General features: G+C 39.6%; 21 protein-coding genes. 19 read left to right on the top strand and 2 right to left on the bottom strand.

Going from position 1 to position 21,377, the window contains the following annotated elements; genetic code table 11:
- Nucleotides 1-6: 6 nt before the first annotated feature.
- The 9 genes from V6B33_RS16730 (at nt 7) to V6B33_RS16690 (ending at nt 9,212) form a co-directional block, all read left to right on the top strand.
- On the top strand, nt 7-2,112 hold the full coding sequence (locus V6B33_RS16730; RefSeq protein WP_282139086.1) for a heavy metal translocating P-type ATPase: 2,106 nt from the start codon (nt 7-9) through the stop codon (nt 2,110-2,112).
- A 128-nt stretch (nt 2,113-2,240) separates the two neighbouring features.
- Nucleotides 2,241-2,825: an SCO family protein gene (locus V6B33_RS16725; protein ID WP_282139087.1), complete on the top strand. Its 585-nt coding sequence runs from the start codon at nt 2,241-2,243 to the stop codon at nt 2,823-2,825.
- 10 nt (nt 2,826-2,835) lie between these two features.
- Nucleotides 2,836-3,246 (top strand): FixH family protein, encoded by a 411-nt coding sequence (locus V6B33_RS16720; RefSeq protein ID WP_334218842.1) that lies wholly within the window; start codon nt 2,836-2,838, stop codon nt 3,244-3,246.
- An 18-nt stretch (nt 3,247-3,264) separates the two neighbouring features.
- Nucleotides 3,265-3,576 (top strand): hypothetical protein, encoded by a 312-nt coding sequence (locus V6B33_RS16715; protein WP_282139089.1) that lies wholly within the window; start codon nt 3,265-3,267, stop codon nt 3,574-3,576.
- Nucleotides 3,577-3,600: 24 nt separating this feature from the next.
- A complete protein-coding gene (locus tag V6B33_RS16710; RefSeq protein ID WP_219166262.1) occupies nt 3,601-3,756 on the top strand; it encodes a hypothetical protein in 156 nt (51 codons plus the stop codon).
- Between the two features lie 208 nt (nt 3,757-3,964).
- Nucleotides 3,965-4,288 carry an ArsR/SmtB family transcription factor gene (locus V6B33_RS16705; protein ID WP_159362693.1) on the top strand — a complete coding sequence of 108 codons (324 nt, stop codon included), beginning with the start codon at nt 3,965-3,967 and terminating at the stop codon, nt 4,286-4,288.
- Between the two features lie 12 nt (nt 4,289-4,300).
- Nucleotides 4,301-6,916: a heavy metal translocating P-type ATPase gene (locus V6B33_RS16700; protein WP_282139091.1), complete on the top strand. Its 2,616-nt coding sequence runs from the start codon at nt 4,301-4,303 to the stop codon at nt 6,914-6,916.
- Between the two features lie 332 nt (nt 6,917-7,248).
- On the top strand, nt 7,249-7,575 hold the full coding sequence (locus V6B33_RS16695) for a four-helix bundle copper-binding protein (RefSeq protein ID WP_159362691.1): 327 nt from the start codon (nt 7,249-7,251) through the stop codon (nt 7,573-7,575).
- A 191-nt stretch (nt 7,576-7,766) separates the two neighbouring features.
- Nucleotides 7,767-9,212: an MATE family efflux transporter gene (locus V6B33_RS16690; RefSeq protein WP_334218895.1), complete on the top strand. Its 1,446-nt coding sequence runs from the start codon at nt 7,767-7,769 to the stop codon at nt 9,210-9,212.
- Nucleotides 9,213-9,258: 46 nt separating this feature from the next.
- On the opposite strand, the gene V6B33_RS16685 is transcribed toward V6B33_RS16690, so the two are convergent.
- Complete coding sequence (locus V6B33_RS16685; RefSeq protein ID WP_282139092.1) at nt 9,259-10,380, bottom strand: cell wall-binding repeat-containing protein; 1,122 nt, start codon at nt 10,378-10,380, stop codon at nt 9,259-9,261.
- A gap of 646 nt (nt 10,381-11,026) precedes the next feature.
- Here V6B33_RS16685 and V6B33_RS16680 point away from each other — a divergent pair.
- A complete protein-coding gene (locus V6B33_RS16680) occupies nt 11,027-12,418 on the top strand; it encodes an MATE family efflux transporter (protein ID WP_282139093.1) in 1,392 nt (463 codons plus the stop codon).
- 23 nt (nt 12,419-12,441) lie between these two features.
- Here V6B33_RS16680 and V6B33_RS16675 read toward each other — a convergent pair whose 3' ends face one another.
- Nucleotides 12,442-13,266, bottom strand: a complete 825-nt coding sequence (locus tag V6B33_RS16675; protein WP_282139094.1) for a cupredoxin domain-containing protein — start codon at nt 13,264-13,266, stop codon at nt 12,442-12,444.
- A 328-nt stretch (nt 13,267-13,594) separates the two neighbouring features.
- Here V6B33_RS16675 and V6B33_RS16670 point away from each other — a divergent pair, with 328 nt between their 5' ends.
- The 9 genes from V6B33_RS16670 to copZ all read left to right on the top strand — a co-directional run bounded on the left by V6B33_RS16670 (nt 13,595) and on the right by copZ (nt 21,321).
- A complete protein-coding gene (locus V6B33_RS16670; protein ID WP_282139095.1) occupies nt 13,595-14,344 on the top strand; it encodes a PIG-L deacetylase family protein in 750 nt (249 codons plus the stop codon).
- A gap of 19 nt (nt 14,345-14,363) precedes the next feature.
- A complete protein-coding gene (locus V6B33_RS16665) occupies nt 14,364-16,145 on the top strand; it encodes an ABC transporter substrate-binding protein (RefSeq protein WP_334218841.1) in 1,782 nt (593 codons plus the stop codon).
- A gap of 72 nt (nt 16,146-16,217) precedes the next feature.
- Nucleotides 16,218-17,195 (top strand): ABC transporter permease, encoded by a 978-nt coding sequence (locus V6B33_RS16660; RefSeq protein WP_159362687.1) that lies wholly within the window; start codon nt 16,218-16,220, stop codon nt 17,193-17,195.
- On the top strand, nt 17,188-18,045 hold the full coding sequence (locus tag V6B33_RS16655) for an ABC transporter permease (protein ID WP_159362686.1): 858 nt from the start codon (nt 17,188-17,190) through the stop codon (nt 18,043-18,045). The genes V6B33_RS16660 and V6B33_RS16655 overlap by 8 nt, the downstream gene beginning before the upstream one ends.
- 3 nt (nt 18,046-18,048) lie before the next feature.
- Nucleotides 18,049-19,026: an ABC transporter ATP-binding protein gene (locus tag V6B33_RS16650; RefSeq protein WP_282139097.1), complete on the top strand. Its 978-nt coding sequence runs from the start codon at nt 18,049-18,051 to the stop codon at nt 19,024-19,026.
- Nucleotides 19,019-20,023 (top strand): ABC transporter ATP-binding protein, encoded by a 1,005-nt coding sequence (locus tag V6B33_RS16645; RefSeq protein WP_282139098.1) that lies wholly within the window; start codon nt 19,019-19,021, stop codon nt 20,021-20,023. The genes V6B33_RS16650 and V6B33_RS16645 overlap by 8 nt, the downstream gene beginning before the upstream one ends.
- Before the next feature lie 21 nt (nt 20,024-20,044).
- Nucleotides 20,045-20,662 (top strand): nitrite reductase, encoded by a 618-nt coding sequence (locus V6B33_RS16640; RefSeq protein WP_282139099.1) that lies wholly within the window; start codon nt 20,045-20,047, stop codon nt 20,660-20,662.
- A 97-nt stretch (nt 20,663-20,759) separates the two neighbouring features.
- Nucleotides 20,760-21,098: a metal-sensitive transcriptional regulator gene (locus tag V6B33_RS16635; RefSeq protein ID WP_159362683.1), complete on the top strand. Its 339-nt coding sequence runs from the start codon at nt 20,760-20,762 to the stop codon at nt 21,096-21,098.
- 13 nt (nt 21,099-21,111) lie between these two features.
- Nucleotides 21,112-21,321, top strand: a complete 210-nt coding sequence (copZ, locus tag V6B33_RS16630; RefSeq protein WP_282139100.1) for a copper chaperone CopZ — start codon at nt 21,112-21,114, stop codon at nt 21,319-21,321.
- The last annotated feature ends 56 nt before the right edge of the window (nt 21,322-21,377 follow it).

The raw sequence follows: 21,377 nt of genomic DNA, 5'->3' as shown, positions 1-21,377 counted from the left end.
TACAATATGAACGAATATAAACTGCAAGGACTCTCATGCGGAAATTGCACGAGGGAAATGGAAGAGGAAATCAATAAGCTCGAGAATGGGGAAGGCTCCAAAATACTTTATAACAGCAGTAAGATGGTCCTGACTGAAGGTGTCGATCTTAAAAGGGTTGAAAAAATCCTTTCTTCGGATGGAGCTGCCATCTTGAAAGATCAAGAAGGTGACAATGATTCCCATGACCACGATCATGATCATTCTCACACTAACAGCAGTACCATGAAGATATTGCTGGGAATCTCTACAATCATTTTTCTATCTGCCATATATGTCGAAACACAATTGGACAATATAGTACCCGTTCTCTTGTACTTAACAGCAGCTGCAACAAGTGGTTATCCGACATTCATCAAAGGAGCAAAAAACTTACTTAAGTTCAAATTCAATATTGATACTCTCATGACAATCGCGCTCATCGGTGCTTTTTCGATTGGGGAATGGAAAGAAGGAACATTGGTTGCCATTCTGTTCGGGCTCAATGAACTGCTTGAAGGAATGGGGATGGAAAAGGCCAGGAAGTCGATGGAAGAACTGCTGAAGGTTGCACCTAAAGAAGCGATTCTCCTTGAAGGCGGAGAAGAAAGAGTGGTTCCCATAAGCTCGCTTATGATTGAAGACATTGTCCTGGTCAAATCCGGACAAAAGATTCCTTCCGATGGAGTGGTTCAATCAGGTAAAAGCTCTGTCAATGAAGCAGCCATCACAGGAGAAGCCATGCCGGTTGAAAAGGGGCCCGGCGAAAAGGTGTTTGGTGGAAGTATCAATAATGAAGGCGTATTAAAGGTAAGGATTTCAAAAGAATACAAAGATTCTTCACTAGCAAAAATCCTGCACCTGGTGGAAGAAGCTCAGGAAACAAAAACACCGACAGAACAATTCATAAACAAGTTTGCCCGTTATTACACACCACTCATTATGGCAGTTTCCGCTTTAGTGATGCTGGTACCGCCTCTTCTTTTAGATGGGGATTGGGGTTCATGGTTTTATCAAGGGCTGGCTGTTCTCATTGTCGGATGTCCATGTGCATTGATTCTTTCTTCTCCAATTGCCATCGTCTCCGGTATTGCCCGTAACGCGAAGAACGGAATCCTTGTCAAAGGCGGCGTTTTCCTTGAGCAGCTAGGGAAGATTGATACGATTGCATTTGATAAAACCGGCACTCTGACCAAAGGGCATCCTTATGTAGAGGAAACGGTGGTGTACGAGAAAGAAAACTTTTTCCGAATAGCTGGGTCAATAGAGAAATCCTCTTCACACCCAATCGCAAAAGCAGTCATGAAAAAGATAAGCGAAGACGCTGAAAGCCAAACATATTCAGAACCGGAAGAAATCAATACGATCTCGGGTCAAGGAGTATCCGCAGTAATCGATGGGAAAACCTACAAAGTAGGAAATGAGAAAAGCCTCGATTTTTCCGTTCCGTCTGAAGTGAAGAGAAGTATTCAAACGCTAAAAGACATGGGATATACGCTTGTGATTGTGTCAAGTGATACAGAAGTTCTTGGACTATTTGGGATCACGGATGAAATCAGGGAAGAAAGTAAGGGAATTATAGGAGACCTTTATTTAGCTGGTATTAAAAATGCGGTCATGTTGACAGGCGACCATGACAAGACAGCAGAAAAAGTGGCAAAACAAGTGGGACTGACAGACTATTTTGCTGGTCTCCTCCCGGATGAAAAAGTCTCTAAAGTAAAAGAACTCACAAGCCAAGGAAAGGTTGCCATGGTGGGGGACGGTATTAACGATGCTCCGGCATTGGCGACAGCGGATTTGGGCATTGCAATGGGCAAAGGAACGGACAGTGCAATAGAAACAGCCGATATCGTACTGATGCAGGATCATCTTGGGAAACTCCCATCAGCCATAAAGATTGCTAAACGGGTCAATAAAATTATTAAGATCAACATCTCATTGGCATTGGGATTAAAACTGATTGCATTGCTCTTGACCATTCCAGGGTTATTGACACTATGGATTGCCATCTTATCTGATATGGGCGCAACTATTTTGGTCACATTGATAAGTCTTACGGTTATGCTGGGGGAAAAGCAAAAAGCTATATAATAATAAAAGGAGCAGGATGGTATCTGCTCCTTTTAATTATGATTGTCACATTATGATCATTTTTCATACATTGTCCAGCCCGATGCTCGTGATACATTTATGATAATTAATACACAGGAGGACGAATAATGAAGAAATATTATTGGATTAGTATTCTCATCTCTGCAATGCTTGTTCTTTCCGGGTGTGCAGAATTTGAAGCGGAAACAGATTGGAAGGTAAGGGATTTCAGCTATACGAACCAAAATAATAAAGAGGTAGGGTTAAAAGATCTGAAAGGCGAAATTTGGATTGCGGATTTCATCTTTACCAGTTGTGAAACTGTCTGCCCTCCAATGACGTATAACCTAACGAAAATTCAAAAACAATTAAAAGAGGAAGGAATCAACGATGTCCGGTTTGTTTCATTCAGCGTTGATCCGGAAGTTGATACTCCGGAAAAATTAAAAGAATACATAAGCAGCTACGAAGCGGATACAAAGAAATGGGATCTTCTCACTGGATATGATCAAAAAGAAATTAGCTCGCTTGCCGAAGAGTCGTTTAAGGCATTGGTAAGGGATGACCCTTCCTCAGACCAAGTCATCCACGGCACCAGCTTCTATTTGGTGAATAAAGAAGGGAAAGTTGTCAAGAATTACAGCGGGGTACAGGATGTCCCTTATGAAGAAATCGTATCCGACATCAAGCTTTTGAAAAAATCGTATGAATAGGGTGGAGTAGATGAAAAAAAGAATCATTTTCTTGTTTAGTATCATGCTTTCAATTGGGATTCTGGAAGCTTGCGGGTCCGACGAAAAGCAAAATGACAAAAAAGAAGGTCAAGTGCCTCAAATGTTAGAAGTTAAAGTGAAAACCGATCCGGGTGAACTTTCGGCCGGTAAAACCAATCAAGTAAACGCCATCGTTACCCAAGGTGAAGAAAAGGTGTCCGATGCAGATGAAGTCCTGTTTGAAATCTGGAAGGAAGGTGTATCTGAGGAAGATCACATAAAGAAAGAAGCTGAGCTTAAAGAGGATGGAATATATGCCATCGACTATACGTTCGATGAAAAAGGGAAGTATTTCATCATTGCCCATGTAACAGCAATGGATCTTCACAACATGCCAAAAGTAGAAGTGAATGTGCAATAGGAAGCAGGTGCAACAGATTTGAGATTGTTTAAATATATTCGGATTGCAAGTATTATTCTGATTGTCGGGATGGCTGTATTCTTTTATGTGCCATTTAACTTAAGCCCTCCGGATTCAACCAGGGTGATTCTTGATCATGATAAAAAGACGTATATTGCGCCTCCTTGTTTCAATCAGACTGATGCTACAAATTTCTTGGAAGAAACAACGGTTGCGAAACTTGATGAACTTGATTATGAAGCAAACTCTTCGTGTACGGAAGAAGCACTCACTGAAAAGAAGACGACTTTATTTCACCGCGTGACAGGGGAGTCTAAATTTGAATGGTGATACACAATAGAAAGGAATGAGAAGATGGACATTATTAACCTCATTTTGGCTTATTTGATTTTATCAATTCCTGCAGGTCTAGTAGTTCTGTTTTTTAAGAGAAAGTCATCCAAAGAGCTTCAGAAGTTGGAACAAACAGGTGATCATTCAGGGGCTGTTGCATCACCTGACAATAAGTAGGGCCGCTATATCGCCTGCTGCTATCTTGGTACATCAGTACTTATCGAAGAGCTTGTCCATATGGATGAGCTCTTTTATTTTGTTTCCGAATTACCTGTGTATTTCACCCTGTAGCACAAATTCCAATTAATTTTGACACACATATTAGAAATTGCTAATATGTTAGTTGTACATATTAGAAAAATCTAATGTGATAGGAGACAAGGATATGAGTACAAAAATTGATTTGAATACAAAGGTGAAATTCCTGCATAGCTTTGCCCACAAAATCAGGATACAGATATTAGAGAGTATCAAAACGGAAGAAAAGACAGTTTCTCAGATTGTAGGGGAACTGGATGGGAGCCAGTCGAGCATTTCCCAGCATCTTGCCTGCTTAAGGGGTTGCGGTCTGATTGTCGGGAGGCAGGAAGGAAAGTATACGTATTATAGTGTAAGCAACCAGCATGTCCGTGATTTGCTTGATATGTTTGACGTGGTGCTGGATGAAGTTGAAAATGATGTTGCGTGCTGCAGCAATCATATCGTGTAGAGGGTGGATTGAATGGGAGAGTCATGTTGCAACTCAAGAGAAAAAGAAACCAGCAAGGAGACCGGAACAGCAAGCTGCTGCAGCAGTCAAGGTAATGTTGAGAAAAAACAAGAACCTAAAGGCTGCTGCAACAGCCAAGAAACTTCGCGTAAAAAGGAAGAGGGATTGGTTGCGTTCAACTATGAACGCAACCAAATCGAACAAAATAAAGATTCTGAGAAATCATGCTGCAGCAGTACTGGAACGACCGAACATGTTGATGTGAAAAACGGGTCTTGCTGCTCATCCAGCAATCATAGGACTGGGGAGACTGAAGCTTTTTCATCCACATCTGAAAAAGCTGATTACCGGATTTATGGGATGGATTGCCCTTCTTGTGGATTGTCGATTGAAAAAGCTCTCGTAAAGGTGGAGGGAATTGACGAAGCGAAGGTGAACTATAATTCTGCAAAGCTTCAAGTAGCAGGCAGCAATTTTGATTTGGTAGAATCAGAAGTACAAAAACTCGGATTTAAGATCGAACCAATAAATCAAAACAGGAATCTGAAGATATATGCTGTTGAGGGGATGGATTGTGGAAGCTGCGCCAAGAGCATTGAAAACCATTTAAATACGATTCCTGAAGTCCGGCATGTAAGTGTCAATTTCTCAACGGGAAAAATGAAAGTGGATCATGAGAACCGTGTGGAAGACATCGTTTCTGAAGTTTCAAAGATTGGATTTCATGCATCCTTGCAATCAAAGCAGGATGGAAGCACTGAAACTTCAAATAGAAAAGAAGGATATGGAGTCATCATCACTTCCGGAATTTTGATTGCTCTTGGTTTCTTAGGGTCGTTAACAGATGTTTCCTATCTGGTGACCACACTGTTGTATGCAACTGCTATGTTCATCAGCGGCTATAAGCCGGTTAAAAGTGCTTATTATTCGATCAAAAGCCGTTCGTTGGACATGAATGTATTGATGTCAGCAGCTGCAATTGGGGCAGCATTGATTGGGGAGTGGCTTGAAGGAGCCACGGTGGTTTGGCTGTTTGCCTTGGGAACTTCCCTTCAAAACATGTCAATTGAGAAGACCAGACATTCTATCCGGAACTTGATGAATCTGGCACCATCTGAAGCGTGGATTAAAGCAGGGGCACAGTTAAAGAAGAAGCCAGTGGAAGAAGTGAAGATTGGTGAAGTATTAATTGTGAAACCCGGGGACAGAATCCCGCTGGACGGGGAAATTATAACTGGTAAATCAAGTATCAATCAAGCCCCAATCACCGGTGAATCCATCCCGGTGGATAAAGAAGCCGGAGACTTGGTCTATGCGGGAACAATAAACGAGAATGGGTCTCTTGAAATAAGTGTCACGAAGCTTGCTGAAGATACAACCATTGCAAAAATTATTCACCTGGTGGAGGAAGCCCAGGAACAGAAGGCCCCTACCCAGGCGTTCATCGATAAGTTTGCAGCTGTGTATACGCCTATTGTGTTCGTGCTCGCGTTGGTCGTCATGGTTCTTCCGCCACTGCTTGGCTTTGGTACTTGGGGAGATTGGTTTTACAAAGGGCTCGAATTGTTAGTCGTTGCCTGTCCATGTGCCCTGGTCATTTCCACACCTGTCGCGATTGTCTCGGCAATTGGCAATGCAGCGAAGAACGGTGTTTTAATCAAAGGTGGTACATTCCTTGAAAAAGCAGGAGCGATTACGGCCATTGCGTTTGATAAAACGGGTACCTTAACCGAAGGGAAGCCAAAGGTTTCTGAAGTAAAGGCGTTTCATGCAACAGAAGAAGAGTTGTTATCCATTGCTCTGACATTAGAAGAGTATTCGACACATCCGATTGCACAAACTATTGTAGGGTTTGCCAATGAGAAAGGGATTGAATCTAAAGATGGGGAGTTCTTTAAAAGCATAGTGGGAAAAGGGGTTCAGGCTACCATTGATGGGGTCATACACTATGCAGGAAATTCAAGGCTATTTGAAGAAATGAACCTCCCTTTAGACGAGGCTGAAACAATCGTTCAAGAGCTACAAAGCACAGGGAAGACGGTCGTGATCGTCGGTACAAAACAGGAGATCCTCGGAGTCATTTCTGTTGCTGACTCGATCCGTACAACGACTGTAAAAGCATTGGATGGTTTGGAAAAAGTTGGAATTGGCCAGGTCGTGATGCTGACCGGCGATAATGAAGGCACCGCCAAAATGATTTCAAAGGAAGCAAGCGTCAATCGTTATTTTGCTGAGCTTTTACCTCAAGATAAGGTAGATGCCATTAAGAAGTTACAAAGCGAAGGCCACAAGGTAGCGATGGTCGGGGACGGCATTAACGATGCGCCTGCACTTGCCACCGCTGATTTAGGAATCGCAATGGGCGGTGCAGGCACAGACACTGCGATGGAAACGGCCGACATTGTATTAATGGCGGATAATCTTGAAAAACTGCCTCACACGATCAATTTGAGCAGAAAAGCACTCACAATCATCAAACAAAACATCTGGTTCTCATTGATTGTGAAATTTGTTGCATTGGCATTGATTTTCCCTGGCTGGCTGACACTGTGGCTGGCAGTTCTGAGCGATACAGGGGCTGCAATCATTGTCATATTAAATGCTCTTCGCCTTTTAAAAGTAAAATAGTTGAGAGCTGTTTCCGTGTTCACTGAACAGATCAGACCACTTTTAATTAAGTTGTCTGTTTTTGATTGATAGATTCTTTGTTAAGTCAAAGAAGCTCACATCCTTTCTGTTATTAAATGCTGGATTGCAAATTCTTTTGCTGAACACAAATATCAATTGACCAGGTATCTCCGGTGAGCATTACGGTTTATACCCACAAAATATGCACTATCCATGCAAACGAAAAATAACTTTCTACGAGCGATAAAAATATTATTTATTCGTTTATTGGCATGATAACTGGATATAGTAATTATGTAACAAATAACTCAAATCCCAAGGAGGAATGTAAGATGTCACATGAAAGGTACCAATCTGCTATCAAAGCGCTGCATGAGTGTATGGAAGCTTGTAATCATTGCTACGATGCTTGTTTAAAGGAAGAAGATATCAACATGATGAAAGAGTGCATTCGGTTAGATCGAGAATGTGCGGATATGTGTGCATACTTAGAACAATCCCTAGTAAGAGGGACACCATTCGCATCTGAACTGGCTCAAGTGTGTGCGAAGATTTGTGAAACGTGTGGAGAAGAATGTAAGAAACATGATCATGATCATTGTCAAGAATGTGCAGATGCTTGCTTTAATTGTGCAGAAGAGTGTAAAAAAATCGCTTAAACATAAACAGGGGAGACAGTTCGAATGTCTCTCCTGTTTTATGATAAGAAATCAAAATGAGAAACGATATTTTGACTATTCAAGTGAATGCTTATCCTTAATACATATGCGTTTATTGTTTTGCATAAATTATTCATATTTTCAGGGAAAGATATAGTTAAGGTAGAAAATGATGTTAGGAGTGGTGAAAACTGACGACAAACATTGAAGGCAAAAAGGTTCAAGAAGCAGATAATAACAGAAAAAAGATAAAGCTGATCCTTCTACTCGCTCTACCCGCAGTTGTGGAGAACTTTTTTCAGACTATCTTAGGTTTCGTTGATACGTACTTTGTTTCAAAATTGGGCCTAATACAAGTATCGGCTGTAGGGGTAACAAATGCTATACTAGCTATATATTTCGCTTTATTTATGGCCCTTGGGGTCGCGGCTAATGTATACATTGCTAACTTTATAGGTGCCAATAAAATAGAGAAAGCACGGCACATTGCACAACAATCAATTATTGTAACGATTGTTGTGGGTATAATCACTGGAATTATTACTATATTTTTTGCAGAGCCGTTGCTTAAATTAATGGGGATTGAGAGCAATGTACTGGATGCAGGGGTGACATATTTTAGGATTGTTGCCATTCCATCTGTATTTATGGCCTTGATGTTCGTTTTGAGTGCTATTCTCAGGGGGGCAGGTGACACAAAGTCCCCGATGAAGACGAGTATTATCATTAACATTGTGAATGCGGCACTGGATTACGTGTTTATCTTTGGTTTTTGGGTCATACCTGAAATGGGAATAGTCGGTGCAGCAACTGCTACAGTCGTAGCACGTGCACTAGGAACTTTTATACTATTTCGCTATACTCAAAAAAATACTTCATTAACTTTCAAAAAAGAATATTGGAAAGTAGATCCCGTTCATTTAAAAGAGCTGTTTATCCTAGGGACTCCCGCAGCAGGAGAACGATTGATTATGAGGGCAGGTCAAATTGTTTATTTTGGATTTGTTGTGGCTCTTGGAACCAATGTATTCGCAGCTCATCAGATTGCTGGTAACATTGAAGTCTTCTCTTACATGATCGGGTTTGGATTTGCCACAGCAGCAACGATTCTGGTAGGTCAGCAGGTTGGAGCCGGTAAGTTTGATGAAGCGAAAACATATGCAAAACTGTGTGTGTTTTTAGCAGTTGGAAGTATGGCTGTCTTTGGACTCATATTATTTAGCATAGGCGGATGGGCAGGAAGTTTATTTACAGAAGACAAAGTAGTGGTCGGAAACATTGGAACAGCATTGAAAGTCTCAGGAGTGTTTCAGCCATTTTTGGCAGTTGTCCTTGTTTTAACAGGTGCCTTTCAAGGAGCGAATAATACAAAATTTCCGATGTATTTAACAGGAATCGGTATGTGGGCTATCCGAACGTTACTTGTTTATGTATTGGGCATTCAGCTTGAATGGGGGCTGCTAGGTGTCTGGATGGCGATTGGTTTGGATATTGCCTTTAGAGCCGTCGTACTAACCGTACAATTTCATCGTGACAAGTGGATTGTTGTGAAAGTGGAGCCGGAAGAAGACCCAGAATCTCATTGCCACCCTCAAACATCGAAGGAGAATATGTCAGCGTGTGTGAATAACTACTAAAAAAAGATGGAGCGATTCTTGGCTCCATCTTTTTTTATTTCATGATTTAGTGGTGTCCCCCGTCACTTTCTGCAACGATTTCAAGCTTATTATCGATTATCCCCTGGGTCTCATAAGAGATGGTTTCAATACTCCCCATTAAATAGGAATGATTATATGGACCTTCTTGGGGACTATCTTGAAAAGTAGGTTTAATCTTTGCAAGAAAATGATAAACAGAGTCCTCCAGTTTACCTTGGTCCAGCCAAATTAGCGGACAATGCTTTCCCAGGTGGGAAAATGGAGCTGTAGTAATGGCCAATTCAGGCTGAGAGGTTGAGATGAAGGAAAGCCCCCTCCCTGGCTTGTCGATACCCCATCCAAAACCACTATCCTGGTCTTTAAACATTGTGAATTCAATTGAGACTTCGACAGGATTATCTCCTGGAATTCTAGTAACGCCACCATACGTGCTCAGTTCTTCTTCTACTTGTTTAGAAATTATTTTTTCAGGCCCTACAATATAAATATTTGGATTCTTTCTTTTCTTAAGGGCTTTAATTGTTTCTAATGGAACGCCATTCGTTTCTACATATAAAATGGGCTCAGGCATATGAGCAATCCAATAACCAGCTACTAGAGAAAAAAGCTTTGCATGATCCTCGGAGGATACAACGAGGATATTTTCAGGATACTCATCTGTCAATCTTGCATATTCCTCATCGACTTTAAAAGCAAACTGAGCAGCCGTATCTGCTGTTATCGATTTAACCTTATAAGAAGCCAATTGTTCATTCACATGATCAGTAACGTCTCCCATAACCATTACTTGAATCCCTTCAGAATTTCCTTTAGGTTGTAGTCTGTCGATTTCATTAAGCACTTCTTCCGCCACACCTTCCGAGTCAAAATGAAAAACAGGTCCGTTATTTGGGTGATGAATAAAATTTACCGAGGCCAAGCCAATACTCCACGATTTATTCGGGAAAAGAATAACCGTGCCAGGTCTCGTTTCATCATGTGTGGCCGGCCAAATCATTTGGGAAGTATAGATTGAAGCCTCCAGCGTATTATCTGTATTTAGTCTCGAGACATTTTTCGTATCATACGTCTTAAGGTTAACCCCTGCGCGATCATTATAAGAATTAGGTTTACTGGCAAACTGTTCTAATTGTTTATGTGTTTTCATCGAATCCTCCTATAAATATTGAATATAATTAGCATATTCCCCAAGGGATTGCAGATTGTTTGCAGATAAAAGAATTCTATTTTTATTCGATTATTTTATGGGTGTAAAATTACGCTTGTATGGTTAATCTAAACATTGCATTAAAGTACCAATACATTACTGAAATGTATTAAGTATGTATAAAAAAGGAGCTTTATATAAGGGTGGCTAAATGGTAAGTTTTGTATATTTTTACAAGTCAACAATTCTATATTATTAACAATGAATGCAGACTTATGTTTAATTTAATGGGATATTAAAGTTCAAGTAACATCGGTGAGTTGAGACCATATATTTGTATTTTTAGGCATGCTTATGCTTCTATATAATTGAGTCAAAATTATGCTTCTATTTGTAATTAAAAGTCATTTCCTGCTTGTTTTCGGACATATCTTTTCAACCAAAAAAATAAAAGTTCAAAACTTCTTCTGAAAATAAATTTATTACAAGTTGAAAAAACGTCTTTTAAGGCGTTTTTCTTTTGCTTAATCACTTTTTATATAAATAATTAAAATTATCTGAATATTATTGACATTAAGTTAATAAAAGATAATTATTAAATAAATACCTTACCTATGTACTGTACAGAGTAAAAAGAAAGAAGGGAGTGTTTTTTATCAGTGGTGAGCCTGCTTTTACAAACAAACAGATGATCTTTGCTATTTTAGCTTTAGCAATTCCTGCCGTCGTGGACAATTTTTTTCAGACCATACTTGGGTTTGTAGATACTTATTTTGTTGCTCAAATCGGTTTGGAGGAAGTAACCGCTGTAGGAGTGGCTAATACGTTACTTGCAGTGTATATTGCAGTATTTATGTCTCTGGGAGTATCAGTGAATGTCTATGTCGCAAAATTTTCAGGCTCAGGGAATAAGGAAAAAACCCAGAATGTTGCGGGTCAATCAATTCTCTTGGCTTTAGCTCTTGGTCTTGTATTTGGATTTGTTACCATCGTATTTGCTGAGCCATTATTAAGGATGATGGGTCTGGGGGGAGAAGTACTACAAAAGGGAGTTATATATTTTAGAATCGTTGGTATCCCATCACTTTTGATTTCTTTGATGTTCAGTATGAACAGCATTTTAAGAGGGATGAAAGATACTAAAACACCAATGGTTGTCAGTATAATCATAAATTTATTAAATATTTTGCTTGACTATATTTTAATCTTTGGTTTCTTTATCATTCCTGCATTTGGATTGGAAGGAGCTGCATGGGCTACAGTGATATCCAGATTAACGGGAGTTTTGTTACTGATTATTTTCCTTAATAAAAAGAAATTCGTTCGCAAATCGACATTATTTAGATGGGATTCATCTCTTCAGAAATTACTGCTGCAATTAGCCACTCCAGCAATGGGAGAAAGGCTAGCCATGCGGATCGGCCAGGTACTTTACTTTGGTATCATTGTTTATATGGGAACTCAATTATTTGCTGCACATCAGATAGCAGGTAATATTGAAGTCTTTTCTTATATGATTGGGTATGGGTTTGCAACGGCGGCAACTACATTGGTCAGTGATTATTTAGGGGCACAAGAATACGATCTTGCAAAAAAGGCAGCGCGGTACTGCGTATACTTAGGAATAGCATGTATGTCGATATTTGGAGTCTTTTTATTTCTTGGCGGAGAGTGGATCGGTTCTTTTTTCACAGTTGAAGAAGAAGCAATTAAGAATATTGGTATAGCTTTAAAGGTTGATGCTTTTATTCAGCCTATTTTAGCGATTGTTCTCATCATGACTGGAATATATCAAGGAGCAGAAAATGCCAAATCACCATTGTATTTGACCATGATTGGAATATGGATCATCCGTACGTTGGGGGTATACTTGCTTGGGATGTATTTCGGATGGGGTATATTAGGGGTTTGGATAGCGATTGGATTGGATAATGCATTTCGGGCCTATTTTCTATATAGAGGATTCCATAATGGAAAATGGTTAAATAACATAGAAATCGTAACAGATATCTCGTATCAAAAACAAAGAACCCTTTAAAATGGGTTCTTTTGTTTTGTATACTAATTTACGATCAGTGTACCGGTCATACCGTTTTCTTTATGACCAGGGACGGTACAGAAAAATTCATAAACTCCTTTTTCGGTAGGAAGAAATTCTAGTTGATTTGAACTGTTGGCTTGAGCATGAAGATGAAATGATTCATTGGATATTGATGAGTGGTGGGCATGCCCACCATTTGAATTAGGCGCATTAGCTGTAATTCCTTTAATTTCAATATCGTGTTCTACTTGATCATCATTTTGTAACACAATTCTGGCAGTTGTGTCTTTTACAACAGTTATGGTGGATGGCTGATAACGCATTTCAGATGCAATGATGTTGATTGTGTGTATATCTTCAGTTTGGTTTGAACCGTTATGATTAAGGTGAGATTGATGCCCCGTCTGTTCTTTAGTTGGTTCTGAATGTGGCGAAGCAGTAGATTTAAAAAGTAGTTCACCTGAAAAGAAAAATGCAAAGATGGTGACGAAGACAACCAAAGGCTTAAATAGCCATTTCTTCGTAATTAAGTACTGTTCAGGTTTGGTTCGCGGAAAAATAAAAAATAGAAATATAGAACATAATGAAAGCACCGACAAAATTTTCAAAATCATAATAGATTCTTTAGGAGAAATCATTTCTCCTAACATTGCTCCCATCATACCACCCATTAATCCTGACATTAAACCTTCGATGGAAGATAGTGGACTATGGATAATTCCTATCAGCAGTCCGACAGTACCTCCTATCCCCATAGACAATAAAGTGGAATAGAATAAATCCCCTTGGTATAGTGCGCCGAACATTACTCCTAGCGTCAATCCAATACTCATTCCTGTATACATGGAAATCATCATGTATGACATAGAATGTAACCGTTCTTTTAATATTTTCCCCATAATCATACAAGCCAAGACTAAGAGAAAAAGAGTGATAGAAATAAATAGTTGATATGGTTGAATCGTTATCTCCTCCTTTGTTTGCTTTCATGATATGAGAAGAATAGACAGGCCATTCCAAAATTTTTTAAAACATTTGAACTATAAAAATATAATTTTCTTAAAATTCAGTATTTACAAAATATTAAATAAGGTATAGTATATTTAAAAACAAGCCCAATATACTATAGAGGGGTATTGTATTTTTTAAAAATTTATATAGGGAGGAATACAAATGGCAAAAGGACAAAAAATTTTGTTTCTTGGAGTTTATGGAATGGAAGTTGTGGAATGTGGAGGTGCACTGGCAAAGAACGTAACTAGTGGCGGAGAATCCTACGCAACAATTATGCTTTGTCGTGAGACCAGTCAGCCTCAAGTAAGAAAAGCCAGTGAAGAATTAGGAGTGAATGTTTCCTTCTTGGATTTTCAATATGGCACTGTCGATTTAAGTATTGATTCAAAGCTCAAATTGATCAAAGTCATCAGAGAAGTAAAACCAGACATTATTATCACTCAAGACCCCGAGCATTCCTTCCATGATCTTGACCCGGACCGCAGGCCGGCTATGACTTTACTGCTCGAATCCATCGCCCTTTCAAGTCGAGATTTTGGTTTGGAAGAACTTCCTGGTTTAGATCCGCATCCTATACCAACCATTTACTACATGACCCCTCATCACCCTAATACTGTAGTAGATATTTCATCTGTTTGGGAAAAGAAAGAAAATGCGATGAGTGTCTTAGAAAGTCAAATGGAATTCAGTGGAATGCATTTTGATGAAATGCTGGATCCGTCAGCTGCAGAAATTATAGCTCCCGGTTTTTCTAAACTAACTAATAATTATGAAAAAGGACGGGCCATTCATAAAGCATTGGATAAAGCGGTTCATGTTTATCATGGATTGGCAACCCACGGCCATTTTGCTTTAGCTGAAGCATATAGAAGAGAAGGAAATTTCCATTTGCAGGAATTAATTAAATGATATGAAAAGGGGAAAAAGGATGAAGAAACCTCTACTATTAATTGCAGTCTCGCTGTTACTTGTTATTTCGAATCTCACCCCTGTATTTGCAGATCAGAAAACTAAATCCTTAAAAGTCGGAATTACAAAGGATGAAAATGGACTTAATCCCTACACCTATGTAACGGGTTATCCTGGCCTCGATTTGGTGAACCTTCTTTATGATAACATGTTTGTGTTAGATGAAGACAATCAGCCTCAACCATGGTTAGTCAAAGAGTACAATGTTAGTGAAGACGGTCTGACCTATGAGTTTACACTACATGAAAATATCACATGGCATGATGGTAAGCCTTTGACAACAGAAGATGTTAAATTTACAATGGAATATTTTATCGATCATCCTAAGTCTCGCTTCACGAATCCTCTTAAGAGCATCGCCTCAATAGATCAATCAGACGAAACCACAATCTCACTTACCTTATCAGAAGCAGATCCCAACTTCATGATTCAACCACTTGCAGATTTACCTATACTACCAAAACATATCTGGAGTGAAATAAGCAATCCAGATGAAGAAACGAATGCTATTGGAAGTGGTCCATACATTCTGGAAGAACATAAGTCAGGACAATATTATAAGATGAAGGCCCATAAGGATTATTTTCACGGGGAGCCTCCAATAGAAGAAATCGTTTTTCCGATTATAGAAGATACGACAGCCATGCTGAATGCCCTTCAAGCTGGAGAAATCGATGCTCTTTCTTCTAGTATATCACCTGAACTTGTAGAGCAATTTGAATCAAATAGTTCATTAAAAGTGGCTAGGGGACCTGGTTACAGTACGACACTTTTCCAAATTAATGCGGAGAAGTATCCGATGACAGAATCGGCCTTTAGGCAAGCTGTTAATTATGCAGTGGATAAGCAGAATCTAGTCGATACATTGTTGCTCGGATATGGTGAAGTGGGTAGTCCAGGATTTATCCATCCCTCTTCCACATTCCATAATTCAGAATTGAAACCTGTATACGATCAAGAAAAAGCGAAACTGATCCTTGAAGAAGCGGGCTTTAAAGATGTTGATGGGGACGGTTTTAGAGAAGACCCAAAGGGAGAGAAGATTGACATTACCACTCTTGTATATGCAAACAGTCCGATCAGAATCCGGACAGCAGAGCTGGTTTCAGAAGCAATAAACGAGATTGGGATTAAAAATACGGTAAAAGCGATGGATGCAACAACTGTTGATTCCCTAATGTGGCCTGACTTTGATGTGACAAAGGGTCGTGATTATGATATGGGTCTGTGGGGTTGGTCTAACACGATGCAATTATTCCCTGATCGTATGGTTGAGTTGTTCCACTCCGATCCTGCAGTAGGTTCTGTTAACATTGGTGCTTATAAGAATGCCGACTTTGATGCATTGTCTGAACAATTATCCACTACTTTTAAAGAAGAGGAGAGAATGAAGGTCATTAAGGAAATGCAATCACTAGTTGCAGAAGATTCTCCTTTTATCACTTTATATTACCAGGAGATCGTTAATGCATATAACCCATCAGTATACGACGGATATGTTTTCCAAGTAGGGAAGGGGATTATTAATAAGCTATCCTTTGTTTCAGGTGAGAAATCCGAAATCAAAACGTCTGACCAGAAAGAAACAGCAACTGGGGATGTAGCCAGCCAAAGTACATCTGGTGGGGGTTCTAAAAACACCCTATTCATACTTGGAGGGCTTATTCTTATAGTGGTCATCGGCTTCTTCTTTATTAAACGAAAAGGTAAAAGCAAACCGAAAGATGATTTTGATTTTTAAGTGATAAGGAGGTCTGATTGATTACTTGAATCAGACCTCCTTGATTCACATTCTAATGTGGAGGTGTAACAGTTGGGAAAGTTCATAGCTGGAAAGTTTGTACAATATGCCATCGTCATTTTTTTGATGCTCACGCTGAATTTTCTTCTTCCGCGCTTGATGCCAGGCAATCCCTTGGTTTTCCTAGCGGGTGAAGATGTTGGGTTTATGTCGAGCAGTGAGAAAGAGGCAATATTGGATGAACACGGGTTGAATGATCCGATTCTTGTTCAATATGGAACGTATATTAAGAACATCGCTACTGGAAATTTTGGCTTCTCTTATCAGCAAAAAAGACCTATCTCAGACCTTTTGATGGAACGACTGCCATGGACATTGTTGCTTACCGGGCTAGGGCTGGTAATTTCAACGGTCATCGGAGTTATGTTCGGGGCAATTTCGGCTTGGAAACGCGGTACAAAGACCGATGCTAACCTGCTCACGGTGTTTATGTTCCTGAGTGCTATGCCCTCCTTTTGGGTAGGTATGATTCTGGTTTCGATTTTTTCTGCTCAGCTTGGATTATTTCCGGTGTTTGGAGCTGAGAGTGCCTGGTCAAATCTCACTGGTATTGATCGATTTATCGATATTATGAAGCACTTAGCATTACCCTTAACGACGCTAGTATTGATTTCGGTAACCAGCACATTTATGATTATGCGCTATTCAATGTTAAGTGTATTGGGTGAAGATTATATCATGATGGCAAAAGCAAAAGGGGTTAAAGAGAAAGTCATTAAATATAAGCATGCCATGAGAAATGCGTTATTGCCTGTAGCTACAGTCTTTATGCTTAGTTTAGGGTTTATGCTGGGCGGAGCTACCGTGATCGAAACGGTATTTGCTTATCCTGGTGTAGGCAGATTGATGTTTGAATCTGTACTAAGCAGGGACTACCCTTTGATTCAAGCCACTTTCTTAATTATCACCTTTAGTGTGGTCCTTGCAAACTTATTTGCTGATTTGATTTATCCTATCTTGGACCCGAAAGTGGGTAAAAATAATGGATAAACAAAAATTAAAAAATTATTGGTCCGTTCTCTCATCAAACAACTTAGGGATGCTAGGTGTTGGGATCTTATTGATGTTCTTGCTTATCGCCTTGCTGGCACCTCTTATAGCACCCTATGATCCGAGTGTCAGGGTGGGAGGCCCCTTTATAAAACCAAATGGTGACTTTCTTCTCGGAACTAATGATGTAGGTCAGGATATCTTCAGTGAATTGATTTATGGTACAAGAGTCTCCTTGCTAATTGGTATTGTTGCGGCTTTAATTTCCATTGTCATTGGCTGCCTAGTAGGAGTCATAGCAGGATATTACGGAGGGAAAATAGATTCGATGTTAATGAGGTTCGTTGATTTGATCCTTGTAATCCCATTCCTGCCCCTTATGATATTATTAGCCGCTTTCATCGGGCCAAGCTTTTGGAATATCATCCTGGTCATAAGTTTGATCTCATGGGCGAGTCCGGCCCGTGTAATACGATCACAGGTGCTATCGTTAAAAACAAAAGGATACGTGGAGGCCGCCAAATCGATTGGTACCAATATTAGGGTCATTCTGACAAAACATATCTTACCAGGGGTAATCCCCATTGCTTTGTCCCAGTTTGTACTGGCAGCAAGTCATTCGATATTAATAGAAGCTTCATTGAGTTTCCTTGGATTAGGAGACCCATTTACAAAGAGCTGGGGCACCATTTTATACTATGCACAAGCAAGAGGTGCTTTCTTAACGGACGCGTGGGTATGGTGGATACTTCCTCCTGGGCTTCTGATCACTACGCTGGTTATAGGGTTTGCATTCACGGGGTATTCCTTGGAAGAAATCCTTAACCCTCGATTAAGAAAGGAGCGGTGATAAATGAATTCCTTACTCACAGTGGAGAATCTGTCAACTTACTTCAAAACAGATAAAGGAATAGCAAAAGCAGTGGAAGACGTTTCTTTCTCGGTAAAAGAAGGAGAAATGCTGGGGATTATCGGTGAATCAGGATGCGGAAAAACGACAGTTGCACAGTCTATTCTACGTTTGATTGAATATCCTGGGAAAGTGGTTTCTGGAGAAGTTCAATTAAACGGAAAAAACATTATGAAACTCTCTGATTCTGAACTTACTGATTTAAGGTGGAAGGAACTTTCTGTTATTCCTCAAAGCGCGATGAATGCTCTTAATCCAGTCTATACCGTGGGAGAACAAATAATGGAAGCTATCTTCCTACATGAAGATGTAAGTAAAAAAGAAGCGGAAATCAGAGTCAAAAAATTGTTAGAGTTGGTTGGTATAGATGGAGAACGTTGGAAAAGCTACCCGCATGAGTTTAGCGGAGGGATGAAACAACGTGTTGCAATTGCCATGGCGCTTGCATGCAACCCTAAGCTGGTCATTTCTGACGAATCAACAACAGGTTTGGATGTTTTGACTCAGGCTCAAGTCATTGCCCTGATAAAAGACTTGCAAAGAAAATTAAATCTTTCTGTCATTTTGATTTCCCATGACCTTCCAATGGTAACAGCAATATGTGACAGAATCGTTATCATGTACGCAGGAAAGATTGTAGAATGGGCTTCTACTGAAGATATAATTAACGATGCAAGACACCCTTATTCTTCAGCTCTTTTGAATGCTACACCAGACCTGGCAAACCCTGAAAGGGAAGTAATCTCCATTCCAGGAAGTGTCCCAAACTTAGTGAACCCTCCCAGAGGCTGCAGGTTTGAAACTAGATGCCCATTTGCAATGGAAAGATGTAAAACAGACACTCCTGAACTAAGAGAAGTTAAACCAGGCCATTTTACTGCTTGCTTCCTAGAAGAAAAGGGGGAGAATAAAATTGGATAAAACAGTATTATTCAGTATCAAAAATCTACAGAAAACATTTGTGAAAAAAACTGGACCGATTTTTAAGCGGGTGAGGAAAGAAGTCTATGCTGTCAATGACATTAATTTAGATATAAAGCGCGGGGAAATATTAGGGATCATAGGTGAAAGTGGATGCGGTAAAACAACGACCGCAAGGATGGTAATGAGATTAATGAAAGAAAGTGCAGGAAAGATTGAATTCGACGGAGAAAACTTATGTAATTTAAATGATGCTCAAACGAACAAAGTACGGAAAAAGATGCAAATGATTTTTCAGGATCCTTACGATACATTAAACCCAGGGATGCGAATATTAGATATTTTAATGGAGCCATTAAATGCACATGAAAAGCACCTATCTTATCCAGAGAAATTAAAGAAAGTAAAAGAAGCGATAGAATCAATAGAATTAAGACCAGCAGAAGATTTTATGTATCGGTATCCACATCAATTAAGCGGTGGTCAGAGACAGCGGATTGCCATAGCAAGAGCAGTGATCTTAAAACCATTATTTATTGCGGCGGATGAACCAACTTCAATGTTGGATGTTTCTGTAAGGGCAGGGATTTTAAATTTATTATTAGACTTAAGAAAGAAAATGGGCTTGACAATGATGTTCATTACCCATGATTTAACGACTGCAAGCTATATGTGCGACAGGATAGCAGTGATGTACCAAGGGAAGGTAGTGGAAATCGGGCCAACTAAGAAGATTATCCAATCACCATCTCATCCCTACACTAAAGCATTAGTTTCTGTGGTAAAAGATTTGAATTATTTTATTGAACATCGTGACCAGATCATCCTGGATGGTGAAGTCGATGCTACTCAAGAGTTGAAAGGTTGTCCTTTTGTTCACCGATGTCCTCACCAAGAAACTAAATGTCATGATATGGAGCCTCAACTAGAAACCCTTGGTAAGAATCATGAAGTTTCTTGTCATTGTCATGAGGAGTTATTAGAGAAAACATCTTAGTGGAGAAGGGAGTAATCAGCTTTGGAAGGGAAGAAAACTAAAATTGCAGTAAACGGAGGAATTGGATTCGGTGCCAAGCTGACTTCCAAACAGTTAATGGTCATTGCGAATCGCATAGGGGATGTCGAGTTGGAATTAACAACGTTCCAACAACTTTACTTGGAAGTATCAGAAGATGAAGTGGATGAAACCATCCAGGAATTTCAAGCAGCTGGGTTAAAATGTTACCCGGTAGGCAATGTGGTTAAAAGCCTGCGCACTTGTAATTTTTGTAAGGGTGAACTCGAAGAAGGAATGCCTGTTGCGAAGGAAATCAATGAGCGAACTGCGGGAAAAGAAGTGCCCTTTACTGTAAAAATGGCGTATACTGGTTGTCCCGTAGGATGTGGAGAGCCTCTAGTAAATGATATCGGTATTATGAAAATAAGGGATAAATATAATCTTTATATAGGAGGGAAATCCAAAGGTAAGGACGCTGAGGCAGGTACTCTGCTTTTCGAGAATTTGGAATCAGAAGAACTCTATCTTTATATCGACCGTTTTCTTGCCAAGTATCAGGAATTGGGAAGAAAACGTGAAGGCGTTGCAAAATTCATAAAGAGGATTGGATTTGATGAAATAAAGCAATCGATTAAATAGTCTAAATATTTGTCATACAGCTTGAAATCATGTAATTTGAATATGATGGAAAGCACTTTCATTGTTTTTAACCAAATCGTTTGAAAGGGGTTGCGAAATGTCATCTAATCCAGAGAATATTATTGAGATGGATTCTTGTTGTGCAACGGATGGTGATCGAAAGAGCCATCATTCAGATAAAGTAAAAAATAACCTTGTAACAAGACTGAATAGGATAGAAGGTCAAATTAGAGGAATCAAAGGACTCATTGAACGTGATACCTATTGTGACGATGTTATAACACAGATATCGGCCACGCAATCTGCACTAAATAGTGTAGCGAAAATATTACTTGAGGGTCACATGAAATCCTGTGTCTTAGAACGCATTCAAGCTGGAGACAACGAAGTACTTGATGAAGTATTGGTAACCATTCAAAAATTAATGAAGAAATAAGGAGAGGATCGAGATGGAAAAAGTAACGCTGCAAGTAGAAGGAATGTCATGTGGTCACTGTGTGAAAGCCATAGAAGAAAGTGTAGGAAAATTAAATGGAGTTCAACATGTGAAAGTATATCTCGATTCAGGTACAGTCGACGTTGAATATCAATCCTCTGATGTTTCTATTGATGCGATCAAAGAAACTATTGATGATCAAGGATACGATATTCAAGAATAAACAAAAGAAAACGTGCCATTATGTGCACGATTTCTTTTGGAATTGAATATACCCCA

The sequence above is a fragment of the Mangrovibacillus sp. Mu-81 genome, from assembly GCF_036867415.1.
In the GTDB taxonomy this organism is placed as follows: Bacteria; Bacillota; Bacilli; order Bacillales; family Bacillaceae_B; genus Rossellomorea.
The sequence above is the reverse complement of the archived record's forward strand: the minus strand, read 5'-3'. Positions and strand labels throughout refer to the sequence as shown.

What these genes read in the sequence shown, in the direction of transcription:
- V6B33_RS16650 (WP_282139097.1), top strand. Translation starts at nt 18,049, where the DNA reads ATGAATTCCTTACTCACAGTGGAGAATCTGTCAACTTACTTCAAAACA.
- V6B33_RS16665 (WP_334218841.1), top strand. Translation starts at nt 14,364, where the DNA reads ATGAAGAAACCTCTACTATTAATTGCAGTCTCGCTGTTACTTGTTATT.
- V6B33_RS16730 (WP_282139086.1), top strand. Translation starts at nt 7, where the DNA reads ATGAACGAATATAAACTGCAAGGACTCTCATGCGGAAATTGCACGAGG.
- V6B33_RS16700 (WP_282139091.1), top strand. Translation starts at nt 4,301, where the DNA reads ATGGGAGAGTCATGTTGCAACTCAAGAGAAAAAGAAACCAGCAAGGAG.
- V6B33_RS16705 (WP_159362693.1), top strand. Translation starts at nt 3,965, where the DNA reads ATGAGTACAAAAATTGATTTGAATACAAAGGTGAAATTCCTGCATAGC.
- V6B33_RS16720 (WP_334218842.1), top strand. Translation starts at nt 2,836, where the DNA reads ATGAAAAAAAGAATCATTTTCTTGTTTAGTATCATGCTTTCAATTGGG.
- V6B33_RS16710 (WP_219166262.1), top strand. Translation starts at nt 3,601, where the DNA reads ATGGACATTATTAACCTCATTTTGGCTTATTTGATTTTATCAATTCCT.
- V6B33_RS16685 (WP_282139092.1), bottom strand. Translation starts at nt 10,380, where the DNA reads ATGAAAACACATAAACAATTAGAACAGTTTGCCAGTAAACCTAATTCT.
- V6B33_RS16635 (WP_159362683.1), top strand. Translation starts at nt 20,760, where the DNA reads ATGTCATCTAATCCAGAGAATATTATTGAGATGGATTCTTGTTGTGCA.
- V6B33_RS16670 (WP_282139095.1), top strand. Translation starts at nt 13,595, where the DNA reads ATGGCAAAAGGACAAAAAATTTTGTTTCTTGGAGTTTATGGAATGGAA.
- V6B33_RS16725 (WP_282139087.1), top strand. Translation starts at nt 2,241, where the DNA reads ATGAAGAAATATTATTGGATTAGTATTCTCATCTCTGCAATGCTTGTT.
- V6B33_RS16655 (WP_159362686.1), top strand. Translation starts at nt 17,188, where the DNA reads ATGGATAAACAAAAATTAAAAAATTATTGGTCCGTTCTCTCATCAAAC.
- V6B33_RS16695 (WP_159362691.1), top strand. Translation starts at nt 7,249, where the DNA reads ATGTCACATGAAAGGTACCAATCTGCTATCAAAGCGCTGCATGAGTGT.
- copZ (WP_282139100.1), top strand. Translation starts at nt 21,112, where the DNA reads ATGGAAAAAGTAACGCTGCAAGTAGAAGGAATGTCATGTGGTCACTGT.
- V6B33_RS16675 (WP_282139094.1), bottom strand. Translation starts at nt 13,266, where the DNA reads ATGTATACAGGAATGAGTATTGGATTGACGCTAGGAGTAATGTTCGGC.